Below are 14,972 nucleotides of genomic sequence, written 5' to 3' on the forward strand. Positions count from 1 at the left end.
ATGTGTACAAACGGCACGCTGCTGCGCATTCGCGGCAAAGTCCAGGGGGTGGGGTTTCGCCCCTGGGTCTGGCAACTGGCCCGGCAGCTGGGGCTGAAAGGCGACGTCTGCAACGACGGAGCAGGGGTGGTGGTGCGCCTGACCGGTGAGGCGCAGGATTTTATCACCCGGCTGGCCGCCGGAGGCCCGCCGCTGGCGCGCATTGACGACATCAGCGAGCAGCCGTGGCACTGGGCCTCGTTGCCGGAGGCGTTCACCATTCTGCCAAGCGGGCAGGGGAAGATGACCACTCAGGTGGTGCCGGATGCCGCCACCTGCCCGCAATGTCTGGCCGAGATGAACGATCCGGGCGAGCGTCGCTACCGTTATCCCTTTATCAACTGTACCCACTGCGGGCCACGCTTCACCATTATTCGGGCGATGCCCTACGACCGCCCGGCCACCACCATGGCGGAGTTTGCCCTCTGTCCGGCCTGCGCGGCGGAGTACCGCAATCCGGCTGACCGGCGCTTTCACGCCCAGCCGGTGGCCTGCCCCGACTGCGGGCCACAGCTGAGCTGGGTGTGCGGCGAGTGGCGTGAAGAGAAAGATAGCGCCCTGCGGGCTGCGGTGGAGGCACTGAAGCAGGGCGGGATCGTGGCGATAAAGGGGCTGGGCGGCTTCCATCTGGCCTGCGATGCCGGCAATGCGCTGGCGGTTAACCGGCTGCGCGCGCGCAAGCGGCGTCCGGCGAAACCGCTGGCGGTGATGATCCCGCCGCGATTAGCTGTTGCACTTCCTGCAGAAGCGCAGGCGCTGCTGCGCTCCACGGCGGCACCCATTGTGCTGGTGGATAAGCGGCTCCTGGCCTGCTGCGAAGCCATCGCCCCGGGCTGAACGAGGTGGGAGTAATGCTGGCGGCGAACCCGCTCCAGCATCTGCTGATGCAGGATCTGGATCGTCCCCTGGTGATGACCTCCGGCAACCTGAACGGCTGCCCTCCGGCGCTGACCAACGACCGGGCCATGCAGGATCTGGACGGGATTGCCGACGGCTGGCTGCTGCATAACCGCGACATCGTTCAGCGCATGGACGACTCGGTGCTGCGCGCCAGCGGCGAAATGCTGCGCCGCTCCCGGGGCTTTGTCCCGGACGCGCTGCCGTTGCCGCCCGGTTTTGCCAATGTACCTTCGCTTTTATGCCTTGGCGCGGATCTGAAAAACACCTTCTGCCTGGTGCGCGGCGGGGAGGCGATCCTGAGCCAGCACCTGGGCGATCTGGGGGATGACGACGCGCTGGCCCAGTGGCAGCAAGCCCTGACCGTGCTTCAGGATCTCTGGCAGTTCAGCCCGGAAGGGGTGGTGACCGACGCCCATCCCGGCTATCGCTCCACCCGGCTCGGGGAGCAGATGCCGTATCCCCACCATCGCGTGCTGCATCACCACGCCCACGCCGCGGCCTGCCTGGCGGAACATGGCTGGCCGCGCGACGGCGGGGACGTCATCGCCCTGGTCCTTGACGGGCTGGGCCAGGGGGAAAACGGTGCCCTGTGGGGTGGGGAGTGCCTGCGGGTCAACTACCGCTGCTGTGACCGGCTCGGCGGGCTGCCTGCGGTGGCGCTGCCGGGCGGCGACCTTGCGGCACGCCAGCCGTGGCGCAACCTGCTGGCCCAGTTCCAGGCCTTTGTGCCCGGGTGGCAAGCCCGCCCCGAGGCGCGGGTGCTGCTGGATAAACCCTGGCCGCCGCTGGCCCAGGCCATCGCCCGCGGGGTGAATTCTCCGCTGGCCTCGTCTGCCGGACGGCTGTTTGATGCGGTGGCCGCCGCAACGGGCTGCGCTCCGGCGCAGCTCAGCTACGAAGGGGAGGCCGCCTGTCGGCTGGAGGCCCTGGCGCTGCACGGCGGGCCGGTCAGCCATCCGGTCACCTTGCCGGTACGCGACGGCGAGCTGGATATGGCCACCTTCTGGCACCAGTGGCTTGGCTGGCAGGCCTCTGACGCCGAGCGCGCGTGGGCGTTCCACGATGCGCTGGCCGGCGGGCTGGCGACGCTGGCGGTGCAGCATGCCCGCCGCTGCAACCTCGGCACCATCGTCTGTAGCGGCGGGGTTATGCACAACCGGCTCCTGCGGGAACGCCTGCAATTCTGGCTGGACGATTTTACCGTGCTGTTTCCCGGGCGCTTGCCCGCCGGAGACGGCGCGATTGCATTTGGACAGGCGGTGATTGCTGCCGCGTCTCTTTCTTAAATCGGGATATCACGATGTTTATCAAATACTTCAACAACCACCCCAAGGCCATGGCGCTGATGCTGGCCCTGATCGCCACCAATATTCTCGCCTGGGGAACCGCGTTCTACCTCTTTCACAACACCCCGTCGCTGATGGCGGCCAGCCTGCTGGCCTGGTGCTACGGCCTGCGGCACGCGGTGGATGCGGACCACATCGCCGCCATTGATAACGTCACCCGCAAGATGATGCAGCAGGGCAAACGCCCGTGCGGCGTGGGGGCCTGGTTCTCGCTGGGGCACTCCTCCATTGTGGTGCTGGCCTCGATTGCCATCGCCGCGACCGCTACCGCTTTCAGCCGTAACATGGAATGGTTCCACGAGACCGGCGGCACCATCGGCACGGCGGTGTCGGCCTTTTTCCTGCTGGCGATGGCGCTGGTGAACCTGGTTATTCTGCGCGACGTCTGGGGCAGCTTTAACAAAATGAAGCGCGGCGAGAAGGTGCCGGAAGAGGTCTCCTTTGCCCGCGGCGGGGTGATGAACTGGCTGTTCCGCTCGGCGTTCCGCCTGGTGACCCGCAGCTGGCATATGTATCTGGTGGGCTTTCTGTTTGGCCTCGGCTTTGATACCGCCACCGAGATCGGGGTGCTGGGGATCTCCGCAGCCGGGGCCTCCAGCGGCATGTCGGTATGGGCGATCATGGTCTTCCCGCTGCTGTTTACCAGCGGTATGGCGCTGATCGACACGCTCGACAACCTGATTATGGTGGGTGCCTACGGCTGGGCCTTCAACAAGCCGCAGCGCAAGCTCTACTACAACATGACCATTACCGGCACCTCGGTGGTGGTGGCGCTGTTTATCGGCGGGCTGGAAGCGCTGGGCCTGCTGGCGGATAAGTTTGGTCTGACGGGCGGGCTGTGGAACGACGTGGCGGCGCTGAATGACAACCTGGGCAACGCCGGGTTTATCGTGGTCGGGCTGTTTATCCTCTGCTGGATCGCCTCTCTGATTAACTACCGCTTCAAAGGCTACGACGCGCTGATCGTACGCTAACGTCATCGCTGTCCGTTCGTCATGACATTTATGACGAACGGCTGCCCCCCCGCAAAACTCTTTCTCTATTTTTCCACAATTTCAGCTACTTAACTTCAAATTTCATGCTGGCACACTTCATGCATACCGCTGAGGACATATTACTAACGGAGTAACTACCGATGAAGAAAGTCGTCACGGTTTGCCCCTATTGCGCATCGGGTTGCAAAATCAACCTGGTGGTCGATAACGGCAAAGTCGTCAAGGCTGAAGCGGCACAGGGTAAGACCAATCAGGGCGATCTCTGCCTGAAAGGCTACTACGGCTGGGATTTTATCAACGATACGCAGATCCTCACCCCGCGCCTGAAGTCACCGATGATCCGTCGCGAGCGCGGCGGCAAGCTGGAGGCCGTCTCCTGGGACGAAGCGCTGGATTACGTTGCCACTAAACTCTGTGCGATCAAAGCCGCACACGGCCCGGACGCGATCATGACCACCGGGTCATCGCGCGGCACCGGGAATGAAACCAACTACATCATGCAAAAATTTGCCCGCGCGGCAGTCGGCACCAACAATGTCGACTGCTGCGCGCGCGTCTGACACGGCCCATCGGTTGCAGGTCTGCACCAGTCGGTCGGTAACGGCGCAATGAGTAACTCCATTGTTGGCATCGAGAATGCCGATATGGTCTTTATTTTTGGCTATAACCCGGCGGATTCGCACCCTATCGTGGCGAACCGGGTGATCAAAGCCAAACGCAACGGGGCGAAGATTATCGTCTGCGATCCGCGCAAAATTGAAACCGCGCGCATTGCCGATATGCACATCGCCCTGAAAAACGGCTCCAACATCGCGCTGCTCAACGCGATGGGGCACGTGATTATCGAAGAGCAGCTGTACGACCGCGCCTTTGTGGCGGCCCGTTCCGAAGGCTTCGAGGAGTATCGCAAAATCGTTGAAGGCTACACGCCGGAATCCGTTGAAGACATCACCGGGGTCAGCGCCCAGGAGATCCGCCAGGCGGCACGGATGTATGCCGCAGCGGAAAACGCGGCCATTCTGTGGGGCATGGGCGTGACCCAGTTCTACCAGGGCGTGGAAACCGTACGTTCCCTGACCAGCCTGGCGCTGCTGACCGGCAACCTCGGCAAGCCTTACGCCGGGGTTAACCCGGTGCGCGGGCAGAACAACGTGCAGGGCGCGTGCGACATGGGTGCGCTGCCGGATACCTATCCGGGCTATCAGTACATCAACAACCCGGAAAACCGGGCTAAGTTCGCCAAAGCCCGGGGCGTGGAATCTCTGCCTGCCCATACCGGGTACCGCATCAGCGAGCTGCCGCACCGGGTCGCGCACGGCGAAGTGCGTGCCGCCTATATCATGGGGGAAGATCCGCTCCAGACCGACGCCGAGCTATCCGCGGTGCGTAAGGCCTTTGAGGAGCTGGAGCTGGTCATTGTGCAGGACATCTTTATGACCAAGACCGCCGCCGCCGCCGATGTGATCCTGCCGTCCACCTCCTGGGGTGAGCACGAGGGGGTTTACACCGCCGCCGACCGCGGTTTCCAGCGCTTCTTCAAAGCGGTAGAGCCGAAGTGGGATCTCAAAACCGACTGGCAGATCATCAGCGAGATCGCCACCCGGATGGGCTATCCGATGCACTATGACAACACCCGGCAGATCTGGGATGAACTGCGTCATCTGTGCCCGGATTTCTTCGGAGCCACCTACGAGAAGATGGGCGAGCTGGGCTATATCCAGTGGCCGTGCCGCGACGAGTCAGAGGCCGATCAGGGGACGGATTACCTGTTCGAAAAAGAGTTCTCCACCCCGAACGGGCTGGGACAGCTCTATACCTGCGACTGGGTTGCGCCGATCGACAAGCTCACCGACGAGTACCCGCTGGTGCTGTCGACGGTGCGTGAGGTTGGCCACTACTCTTGCCGTTCGATGACCGGTAACTGTGCGGCACTGGCTGCCCTGGCGGATGAACCGGGCTATGCGCAGATCAATACCGCCGACGCGAAGCGCCTCGGTATTGAAGACGAAGCCCTGGTGTGGGTCACATCGCGTAAAGGCAAAGTCATTACCCGCGCCCAGGTGAGCGATCGCCCGAACATGGGTGCGGTGTACATGACCTACCAGTGGTGGATCGGAGCCTGTAACGAGCTGGTGACGGAGAACCTGAGCCCGATTACCAAAACGCCGGAGTATAAGTATTGCGCCGTGCGCGTGGAGCCGATTGCCGACCAGCAGGGTGCCGAACAGTACGTGATTGATGAATATCACAAACTGAAAAAGCACTTAAGGGAACTGGCTAAAGTGTAAAAAGCAGCCCCGAAGGGCCGCCCGGCGGCGCTTTGCTTGCACGGGCCTACAGAAACGGTAGGCCGGGTAAGCGCAGCGCCACCCGGCAAAAATGCGGGCACTTTGTCATCATAATCAGCAGCCCCCAAGGGCTGCTTTTTTTTGCGCTCATACTTTATTTGGGAATATATTCCTCCGATCGGAAAATGTGGAAATTTAAAAGGACAGGGGATATATCAGCCATTCAGCCATCCGGGTGTTTAAACGGGTAAAATAAATAATATAAACATTGCTTAGCTAATTTTTCTATGTCTTAATAGCGCCATCGGTTTGGAAAACAGACCTTACGAAAGCAGTTTTAGTAAAGCAGTCCTCAGTTCAAGTGTTATCCACAGATACCCTTCTTCATGAGTCTCCTCCTAAGTGCCAGGTAAGTAACTCTCGCAATACAGGCCATCATCGCCGCGTTTAAGTGGCTCATCATTAAGGAATTATCTATGTCTAATAAAATGACTGGTTTAGTAAAATGGTTTAACGCAGATAAAGGTTTTGGCTTTATCACCCCTGATGACGGCAGCAAAGATGTCTTCGTACACTTCTCTGCTATCCAGAGCGACAGCTTCAAAACCCTTGAAGAAGGCCAGAAAGTCTCCTTCACCATTGAAAATGGCGCTAAAGGTCCTGCTGCCGGAAACGTCACAGTCCTGTAATCTGCGTTAATTATCAGTAGTTATTACGATAGCGATGAAGGTAATAGCCTGAGCAGTTAAGCATTGCTGATAATAAAATAAACCCGCCCTGAGCGGGTTTTTTATTAACTTAATTTCGCATGACAGCGGTTCGCTTATTTTGCCGCCTGGCTTAATAACGCATTGCTACGTTTAATCCGGACGGTATTTCCCTTTCTGCTGCAGGCCGTAAATCTGTTTCTGGCTCGTAGTCGCCAGGGTCGTTATCATCCCGGGCACTGACTCTCCAGCCACTCACCGACGACAGGCCATAATTTCTCTGCACATCGCGTACGAAAAAAGCCCATGTGGCCGACGCCTGAGAGACCGAATTCCGCGTGCCGTATCTCCTGGCGTTCAATTTTTGCGTGCTGTACCGGCTCCAGCAGGCGCGTAATGGCTTCGGGGTTAGCCCAGGGATCGTCATCAAAACCCATCACCAGTAAGGGTAACCTTATCTCGCTTGCCCGTCGGCGCGCATCCCAGTCAGGATCGTCGTAAAAGTAACCCGGCATTGCGCTCCAGCGTCCCCACTGTAGCATCACAGGCGCGGGTAAATCTTCTCCCAGCCCGAGGCGCCTGGCAGGCATATACCCAAAGATACGGCATAGCGCCGGCGCGAGAATACGCAGTAAGCACCATACGCGTACCTTTTCTGCCGTATGTTTGATGGTCCTGGTCACCCCGGCGTGTGATGCCACAATGACCGCCGCCTTCAGGGAGTGGGTGGCCGTCGAAAGCAGAACGGCGTGCCCACCAATGCTGTGACCCACTGCCAGCAGGCTAAGCCCGGGGAAACGCGCCTTAGCCCAGGCCGTTATGCAGCCTACATCCTGCTCGATCCAGTCTGACATGGAGACGCTGTAGTGACGGAGCATTCCCGACTTCGAGCGACCCGTCCCACGGTAGTCGTAAGTCAGAACGCTGAATCCCATGTTGTTAAGATACTCTGCGAAGCCTTTGTAAAACGCCTGCACAACCGCCGTAGCAGGATGAAGGATAACCAGTGCTCTTGCATCGTTTTTTTCCCATAACGTGGCAGCCAGAAATCCGCCTTCAGTGACCGGTATTATTATCGAATTCATCAGGTGAGCCTTTTTTTGTGTGGTCATACCAGTTGGAGCTGTATTGACTGTAGCTTTTACTCACTCATCTGGCGATTTTTTTTGTTCTGTATCCTGATGCCCGCTTTGCGCTCACAGCGGCCTGAACGCTCCAGGCGGCCCACCCTCATCGTTGCCGGGCAACGCTCTTCCCGGCATTGCCTGTTTTTAAAGAGGGGCTTGCGAGCAGAAACGCTATCTGAGAAGGGCATTAATGAATTATTTGCATAACTCCTGTCAGGCTCTGCCTCTTAATCGCCACCGTCTTTGTCCTTTAGAATGGCTGTTTGACAGCGCAGAGGAGTTCAATCGTGGAATATGCAGAATTAAGCAACGGCCTGAAAATGCCGATGGCCGGTTTCGGTGTTTTTCAGGTTACTGACAAAGAAGAGTGTAAACAGTCCGTGCTGAGCGCGATTCGGGCAGGCTATCGTCTGATCGATACGGCTGCGGTCTATGGCAATGAAGATGCCGTGGGCGACGCCGTTCGGGAAGCCATTGCCGGGGGCCTGTGCACCCGGGAAGAGCTGTTCATTACCTCAAAACTGTGGGTGCAGGACATGGCCAGCGACGAGACGGCCAAAGCGGGTATCGACGCGTCGTTAGAAAAATCGGGGCTGGAGTACTTTGATCTCTACTTGCTGCATCAGGCCATGCGGGACTATTTCAGCGCGTGGCGGGCGATGGAAGAGGCCTATGAAGCCGGTAAACTGAGAGCGATTGGGGTGTCCAATTTTTATCCTCACGTCTTAGCCAACTTCTGTGAAACCGTCCGAATCAGGCCGATGGTCAATCAGGTTGAACTGCATCCGTACTTTGCCCAACCTGCCGCCCTGGAAACCATGCGCTATTACAACGTGCAGCCTGAAGCCTGGGCGCCCTTGGGCGGCGGGCGACACAAGCCGTATGAAAATGCGATGCTGCAGGGCATTGCCGATGCCCATAAAAAGAGCGTTGCTCAGGTGGTCCTGCGCTGGAACGTCCAGCGCGGTGTGACCGTCATTCCAAAATCGACCCATCAGGAACGTATCGAAGAGAACGTTGCTATCTGGGATTTCTCCCTGACGGAGAGCGAAATGGCGCAGATCGACGCCCTCGATTTGGGCTACGTCGGGGATGCCGTGAAGCACTTTAACCCTGAGTTTGTTCGCGCTTGCCTGGGCGTCAACATTCACGACTGAACCGTTGCGCCACTCTTTCACCCCTTTTCGGGGTGAAATTATTAGAAATTCCAGTCCTCGTCTTCGGTCTCCACCGCTTTACCCATCACATACGACGACCCCGAGCCCGAGAAGAAGTCGTGGTTTTCGTCGGCATTCGGCGAAAGTGCGGCGAGGATGGCCGGGTTGACCTCGGCCATCTCCGGCGGGAACAGCGCCTCGTAGCCGAGGTTCATCAGCGCCTTGTTGGCGTTGTAGCAGAGGAAGGCCTTCACATCCTCCTCCCAGCCGGTTCCGGCGTACAGCTCTTCGGTATAGGCCAGCTCGTTGTCATACAGATCCATCAGCAGATCCAGCGCAAAGCCTTTTAAATCCTCGCGCTCCGCCGCGCTCACTTTCTCCAGCCCTTTTTGGAACTTATAGCCAATGTAGTACCCGTGTACCGCCTCATCGCGGATGATGAGCCGGATCAGATCCGCGGTATTGGTCAGCTTGCCCCGGCTGGACCAGTACATCGGCAGCCAGAAGCCGGAGTAGAAGAGGAACGATTCCAGAAACACGCTGGCGATCTTCTTCTTCAGCGGCTCGTCGGCGCGATACTGTTCCAGCACCCGCTGAGCTTTGCGCTGCAACGCGTCGCTCTCCTCGCTCCAGCGGTAGGCGGCATCCACGTCCCGGGTCTGACAGAGGGTGGAGAAGATCGAGCTGTAGGAGCGGGCATGCACCGCCTCCATAAAGCTGATGTTCGACATCACCGCCTCTTCGTGCGGCGTCAGCGCATCGGCGATCAGGGCCGGAGCGCCCACCGTGTTCTGCACCGTGTCGAGCAGGGTCAGGCCGGTAAAGACGCGAATGGTCAGCTGCTGCTCGGCGTGGCTCAGGGTGGCCCAGGCCTGGACGTCATTCGACAGAGGCACCTTTTCCGGTAGCCAGAAGTTGCTGGTCAGGCGGTTCCACACCTCCAGATCCTTATCATCTTCAATCTTGTTCCAGTTAACGGCGTGAACCCGTGACAGTTTCATCCTCTCTCCTTAAAGCGCGCAGGACACGCAGCCTTCTGTTTCGGTGCCTTCCAGCGCAAGCTGGCGCAGGCGAATGTAGTACAGGGTTTTGATCCCTTTCTTCCACGCGTAAATCTGCGCTCTGTTGATGTCGCGGGTGGTGGCGGTGTCCGGGAAAAACAGCGTCAGCGACAGCCCCTGGTCGACGTGCTTCGTCGCCTCGGCATAGGTATCGATAATCTTTTCCGGCCCAATCTCGTAGGCGTCCTGATACAGGGCCAGGTTCTCGTTGGTCATAAAGGGGGCAGGGTAGTAAACGCGCCCGGTTTTGCCCTCTTTGCGGATCTCGATTTTCGAGACGATAGGGTGAATGCTCGAGGTCGCATGGTTGATGTACGAGATCGACCCGGTAGGCGGCACTGCCTGCAAATTCTGGTTGTAGATGCCGAACTGCATCACGTCGTCCCGCAGCTGCTGCCACATCTCCCGCGTCGGCAGGGTAATGCCGGCCCGGGCAAAGAGCGCGCGCACCTTCTCCGTTTTCGGCTGCCAGTCGTTTTCCAGATACCGACTAAAATACTCCCCGCTGGCGTAGCGCGACTGTTCGAAGCCCGCGAAACGCCGCCCCTTTTCGCGGGCCAGCATCATCGAGGTGTTCAGGGCGTGCCAGGTGATGGTGTAGAAATAGAGATTGGTGAAATCCAGCCCCTCCGGACTGCCGTAGGCGATCCCCTCCCGCGCCAGATAGCCGTGCAGGTTCATCTGCCCGAGGCCGATGGCGTGCGAGGCGGCGTTCCCGGCCTCCACCGACGGCACGCTGCGGATGTGGCTCATGTCCGACACCGCCGACAGGCCGCGCACCGCAGTTTCGACGGTACGGCCAAAGTTGGGGGAGTCCATGGTATGGGCAATGTTCAGCGAGCCCAGATTGCAGGAGATATCGTGCCCGATCCGGGTGTAATCCAGATCCTCGTCATAGGTTGAGGCGCTGTTGACCTGCAAAATCTCCGAGCACAGGTTGCTCATGTTGATGCGCCCGGCAATGGGGTTGGCGCGGTTAACGGTATCTTCATACATGATGTACGGATAGCCGGACTCAAACTGGATCTCCGCCAGCCGCTGGAAGAAGTCGCGGGCGTTGAGAGTAGTCTTACGAATGCTCGGATCCGCCACCATCTCGTCGTACAGCTCGCTGACCGCCACATCGCCAAACGGCTTGCCGTAGATGCGCTCCACGTCATAGGGTGAGAACAGCGCCATATCGGCGTTCTCCTTCGCCAGCCGGAAGGTGATATCCGGGATCACCACCCCCAGCGACAGGGTTTTGATACGAATTTTTTCGTCGGTGTTTTCCCGTTTGGTGTCGAGGAACCGCAGAATGTCCGGGTGATGGGCATGCAGATAGACCGCCCCGGCCCCCTGGCGCGCGCCCAGCTGGTTGGCGTAGGAGAAAGCATCTTCCAGCATTTTCATCACCGGGATCACCCCCGAGGACTGGTTCTCAATGCGCTTGATCGGCGCCCCCGCTTCCCGCAGGTTCGAGAGTAAAAACGCCACGCCGCCGCCGCGTTTGGAGAGCTGCAACGCTGAGTTCACCGCCCGGCCAATGGACTCCATATTGTCTTCGATACGCAGCAGGAAGCAGGAGACCAGCTCCCCGCGCTGGGCCTTGCCGCAGTTGAGGAAGGTGGGCGTCGCGGGCTGGAAGCGTCCGGCGAGCATTTCGTCGGTAAGCTGGCGGGCAAGGGTTTCATCCCCCTGGGACAGGGTCAGGGCCACCATCACCACCCGATCCTCGAAGTGTTCGAGGTACTGCTTACCGTCGAAGGTTTTCAGCGTGTAGCTGGTATAAAACTTCCATGCGCCGAGGAAGGTCTGAAAACGAAAACCGCTGGCGTGAGCGTGGGCAAACAGCCCCAGCACGAAGGCACGATCGAAGCGTGCCAGCACCCTCGGATCGTAGTAACTCTCGCTGACCAGATAGTCGAGACGCGCCTGCGGGCTGGTAAAGGACATGCTGTTGGGGTAGACGTGGGCGTTAAAAAAGGCGTCCACCGCCTCATGATCTTTGCTGAACTGGATCTTCCCGTCCCGATCGTACAGGTTCAGCATGGCGTTCAGCGCATGGAAATCGGTTGATCTCTGCATCACGCGCTCTGCGGTTGTCGTTGCCAAAATTCGTTCACTCCTTTACGCACGTTGTCGACGTCCTGCTGGGTCCCCATCAGCTCGAAGCGATAGAGGTACGGCACGCCGCATTTTTGTGAGATGACGTCCCCGGCGCGGCCGAACGCCTCGCCGAAGTTACGGTTGCCGGCGGCAATCACCCCGCGGATAAGCGCCCGGTTGTGCGGATCGTTGAGAAAGCGGATCGCCTGCCGCGGCACCGCCCCGGCCGTTCCACCCCCGCCGTAGCTGGGCACCACCAGAATAAAGGGCTCGTCTACCTGGAGCCGCTCCCGCTCGTTAAGCGGGATCCGCACGGCGGGCAGCCCGACGCGCGCGATAAAGCGGTGCGTGTTCTCCGAACTGCTGGAGAAGTAGACGAGCAGGCTCATGCCCGGGCGGCCTGGGCTGGCTGGGGCAGACGGTTAATCAGATCCGGGCGGAAGCCGGACCAACTGGTTTCCCCGGCGATCACCACCGGCAACTGGCGGAACCCCTGGGCTTTGAGCATCTCTGCCGCGTCAGGAACCAGGTCAACATTCACCATTTCAAAGGCCACGCCGCGGCTCTCCATGGCGCGTTTGGTAGCATGGCACTGCACACAGTCGTTTTGAGTGTAAATAATAATGCGCATGATTCGTATTTCCATCTAGAATAGGATTCCGACGCCAGTTAGTGCGTCACCAGGAGTCTGTCTTGCTAAAGAGAATACTAGATGTAGTTATCGTAAGTTTCAACCATACAAGATATGGGAAAATGTCAGGGGTTCACTGTCGGTGATGCGTTCAACGGGAGAGGGAGGCGCTCGGGCTTAAAAAAGAAAAACCCCCACACCGCAGGGCATGGGGGCAAAGGAGGATAGAGCCGGATCGGAGATTATTTGCGCAGAGCAAGCAGCGCGCCGATAAAGATCCCCACCGCGGCGACGGTCCCTACCGCACACATCGGACGTTCACGGATAAAGGTGTTAGCGCAGCCAATGGCATCGCAGGCGGCCTGCTTGCCGGTCGAGCGACCCTGCAGACGCGCGCGGGTTTCACGCAGCAGCGATTTGGCTTTACGTCTGGCGTCGTCCGCTTCGCCCTTCGCATCCGATCCCCAGGATTTCAAAACGCTTTCCAGCGAATCCGCTAATTTCCTGACATCGTTATGGATATCCTGAACATCGTCGTCAACATCGTTTCGGTTCGAACGGTTAAACATATGCTTCTCCCTTGTATTTGCGGTAATTAATAGTTTAGACCACCTTTTTAATATCTGAAGCCGGTCACGGCTTATCAGGCCGTTTATGGATTTTTCTGAAAGCGCTGCTATTGCTGAATACGGTAAGGTTGCCCGGCAGGAAATGATAACGAGGAAAGAATATGTATTTACGACCCGATGAGGTTGCGCGCGAACTTGAAAAAGCGGGATTTACCGTGGATGTGGTAACCCAAAAAGCATACGGGTACCGTCGTGGCGATAATTATGTTTATGTGAACCGGGAAGCCCGTATGGGGCGCACGGCGCTGATCATTCACCCGACGCTGAAAGAGAAAAGCCTTTCCTTTGCGGACCCTGCTTCAGAGATGAAAACCAGCGACCATTATGAGCAGTTCCCGCTCTATTTAGGGGGCAATAACCAGGAACATTATGGTATTCCGCATGGCTTCAGTTCCCGCATGGCGCTGGAACGCTTTCTGAAGGGCCTGTTTGGCGACGCGCAATAATGACGCGACTGGCTTGCGCCAGTCGCCGTGCTTTACGCTTTGACCTGTTGATACTGGCTGACTTTGAACAGACGTCGGCAGTAATCGAGGAAATAGCCGTAGACCGCACCCATCATCATCGACACCACGATATTTGAACTCACCGCCGCGGCAATCTGGTGCCAGTCGGCTCCCACCGTTAACAGGATCGCGACATACACCGGCGACTGAAAGGTGACGTAGGCCACCACGTCCGCCAGATTTTTCATCCAGCCGGTGGGCGAGTAGCGACGGGCAACGCGCATCACCGCATCGCGATAGAAACCGTATGGCCATGCAATAAGGATATTCACCGGGACGGCCACCAGGCGGGAGGAAAGCGACTGCTCGAAGGTCATTCCGGAGAGGAATATTTCAATCAGCATGTTCACCACCGAACAGTAGACCACCATGGCAAAGGTATCCGCTACCGCGTGACGCAGGCGAGACTGCCGAGAGAACATGTCCTGACTCCTTAAAGGTTGTATAACAGAGAGGCTAAAGCAGGGTAGGTTAGTGCTTTAGTTTGCATTATTTTTCGTGTATAGAGTATCTCTCTGCATTGAAACCTACAATTAGCGATAAATTTTTATTTAAAGGCGTTTTGTCCGTAAAATTCTCTAAGCCAATCGGTTTTGCCAGTGCGGCGGCATTTTCTCTTCGTTCTTTGTTTTTCTTTTTGATAAACAATGGGTTGTATTTTTTATTTTCAGCGGAGGGCATCTGCTGTGTTCCGGGGCGAAAAATCCCGTGCTTTGCTTGCTGCTCATGCTGCCAGTTTGAGATTGGTTGGAGTGAAAGTCTGGAAAGAGGTTTTTTGATTTATGCGTCAGAAGTGAATGAATAGTCGTTATGCCGACAAGAGAAAAGCCCAGGCAATTCCCCTGGAAAGGTTCAGGAATTAAATAATCATTAAACAGGTTATCAGGATAAATCATACAAAAAGAGAAGCATCGCACTGACTATTTTCTTTATTTCATTTAATTTGAGATAAATTATATTTTCGTGCGCTGTTGTCTGGATGTTCATAAACAAATGAATTACCATGGCCGCTATTGTTTATTTTATCGACTTGAAAAGGTTTTCATTTTATATGACTTCGCTGTTACAGAATCTTAATAATATTCGTACCCTGCGCGCAACGGCGCGTGAATTCTCGCTGGACGTGCTGGAAGATATGCTCGAAAAGCTGCGCATTGTCACGGAAGAGAAACGTAATGAACAGGCTGAAGTTGAACAGCAGCGTGCCGAACAGAGTCAGAAAATTAACGCCCTGCTGGAGATGATGAAAGCCGACGGTATTTCGGCAGAAGATCTGCTGAGTTCCGATCTGCTGAACGCCCCGGCACAGCCGAAAAAACGTCAGGCGCGCGCGGCAAAATATCGCTTTACCGATGTCGACGGTCAGGAAAAAACCTGGACCGGTCAGGGCCGTACGCCGAAGCCTATTGCCCTTGCACTGGCAGAAGGAAAATCACTGGATGATTTCCTGATTTAAACTGTGCATATCGGGCGGAGTAATACCGCCCGGTAGCGTCTG

At 57.6% G+C, this 14,972-nt stretch carries 14 protein-coding genes and 1 pseudogene; 7 read left to right on the top strand and 8 right to left on the bottom strand.

Annotation, left to right across the window (positions count from 1 at the left end; all coding sequences use genetic code 11):
• From hypF to cspA, 4 genes and pseudogenes are all read left to right on the top strand, one after another.
• Positions 1-2,225 (top strand): annotated as a pseudogene (hypF, locus tag LRS40_RS12110) (carbamoyltransferase HypF).
• A gap of 14 nt (positions 2,226-2,239) precedes the next feature.
• Positions 2,240-3,259 (top strand): HoxN/HupN/NixA family nickel/cobalt transporter, encoded by a 1,020-nt coding sequence (locus LRS40_RS12115; RefSeq protein WP_142486852.1) that lies wholly within the window; start codon positions 2,240-2,242, stop codon positions 3,257-3,259.
• A 161-nt stretch (positions 3,260-3,420) separates the two neighbouring features.
• On the top strand, positions 3,421-5,568 hold the full coding sequence (fdhF, locus tag LRS40_RS12120; protein ID WP_231313782.1) for a formate dehydrogenase subunit alpha: 2,148 nt from the start codon (positions 3,421-3,423) through the stop codon (positions 5,566-5,568).
• A 476-nt stretch (positions 5,569-6,044) separates the two neighbouring features.
• A complete protein-coding gene (gene cspA / locus LRS40_RS12125; RefSeq protein ID WP_106994905.1) occupies positions 6,045-6,257 on the top strand; it encodes an RNA chaperone/antiterminator CspA in 213 nt (70 codons plus the stop codon).
• Positions 6,258-6,502: 245 nt separating this feature from the next.
• Here cspA and LRS40_RS12130 read toward each other — a convergent pair whose 3' ends face one another.
• Complete coding sequence (locus tag LRS40_RS12130; protein WP_231313783.1) at positions 6,503-7,360, bottom strand: alpha/beta fold hydrolase; 858 nt, start codon at positions 7,358-7,360, stop codon at positions 6,503-6,505.
• 329 nt (positions 7,361-7,689) lie between these two features.
• Here LRS40_RS12130 and LRS40_RS12135 point away from each other — a divergent pair, with 329 nt between their 5' ends.
• Positions 7,690-8,559: an aldo/keto reductase gene (locus LRS40_RS12135; protein ID WP_142486849.1), complete on the top strand. Its 870-nt coding sequence runs from the start codon at positions 7,690-7,692 to the stop codon at positions 8,557-8,559.
• Positions 8,560-8,600: 41 nt separating this feature from the next.
• On the opposite strand, the gene nrdF is transcribed toward LRS40_RS12135, so the two are convergent.
• The 5 genes from nrdF to LRS40_RS12160 all read right to left on the bottom strand — a co-directional run bounded on the left by nrdF (position 8,601) and on the right by LRS40_RS12160 (position 12,908).
• Positions 8,601-9,560 carry a class 1b ribonucleoside-diphosphate reductase subunit beta gene (gene nrdF, locus LRS40_RS12140; RefSeq protein WP_231313784.1) on the bottom strand — a complete coding sequence of 320 codons (960 nt, stop codon included), beginning with the start codon at positions 9,558-9,560 and terminating at the stop codon, positions 8,601-8,603.
• Between the two features lie 9 nt (positions 9,561-9,569).
• Entirely contained in the window at positions 9,570-11,714 is a 2,145-nt protein-coding gene (gene nrdE / locus LRS40_RS12145) for a class 1b ribonucleoside-diphosphate reductase subunit alpha (protein WP_231313785.1), read from the bottom strand.
• Complete coding sequence (nrdI, locus tag LRS40_RS12150) at positions 11,687-12,097, bottom strand: class Ib ribonucleoside-diphosphate reductase assembly flavoprotein NrdI (protein WP_231313786.1); 411 nt, start codon at positions 12,095-12,097, stop codon at positions 11,687-11,689. The genes nrdE and nrdI overlap by 28 nt, the downstream gene beginning before the upstream one ends.
• Positions 12,094-12,354, bottom strand: a complete 261-nt coding sequence (gene nrdH, locus LRS40_RS12155; RefSeq protein ID WP_231313787.1) for a glutaredoxin-like protein NrdH — start codon at positions 12,352-12,354, stop codon at positions 12,094-12,096. The genes nrdI and nrdH overlap by 4 nt, the downstream gene beginning before the upstream one ends.
• A 227-nt stretch (positions 12,355-12,581) precedes the next feature.
• Positions 12,582-12,908: a DUF883 family protein gene (locus LRS40_RS12160; protein ID WP_032613488.1), complete on the bottom strand. Its 327-nt coding sequence runs from the start codon at positions 12,906-12,908 to the stop codon at positions 12,582-12,584.
• A 161-nt stretch (positions 12,909-13,069) separates the two neighbouring features.
• Between LRS40_RS12160 and LRS40_RS12165 the strand changes: the two genes are divergently transcribed.
• Positions 13,070-13,414, top strand: coding sequence for a DUF2002 family protein (locus LRS40_RS12165; RefSeq protein ID WP_142486844.1), 345 nt, complete (start codon positions 13,070-13,072; stop codon positions 13,412-13,414).
• 32 nt (positions 13,415-13,446) lie between these two features.
• Here LRS40_RS12165 and alaE read toward each other — a convergent pair whose 3' ends face one another.
• Together alaE and LRS40_RS12175 are read right to left on the bottom strand one after the other, a co-directional pair.
• Entirely contained in the window at positions 13,447-13,896 is a 450-nt protein-coding gene (gene alaE / locus LRS40_RS12170; RefSeq protein ID WP_142486843.1) for an L-alanine exporter AlaE, read from the bottom strand.
• A gap of 67 nt (positions 13,897-13,963) precedes the next feature.
• A complete protein-coding gene (locus LRS40_RS12175) occupies positions 13,964-14,155 on the bottom strand; it encodes a hypothetical protein (RefSeq protein ID WP_231313788.1) in 192 nt (63 codons plus the stop codon).
• Positions 14,156-14,525: 370 nt separating this feature from the next.
• Between LRS40_RS12175 and stpA the strand changes: the two genes are divergently transcribed.
• Positions 14,526-14,930 carry a DNA-binding protein StpA gene (stpA, locus tag LRS40_RS12180; protein ID WP_142486841.1) on the top strand — a complete coding sequence of 135 codons (405 nt, stop codon included), beginning with the start codon at positions 14,526-14,528 and terminating at the stop codon, positions 14,928-14,930.
• The last annotated feature ends 42 nt before the right edge of the window (positions 14,931-14,972 follow it).

The organism is Leclercia sp. G3L (genome assembly GCF_021117075.1).
Classification (GTDB): Bacteria; Pseudomonadota; Gammaproteobacteria; order Enterobacterales; family Enterobacteriaceae; genus Enterobacter; species Enterobacter adecarboxylatus_C.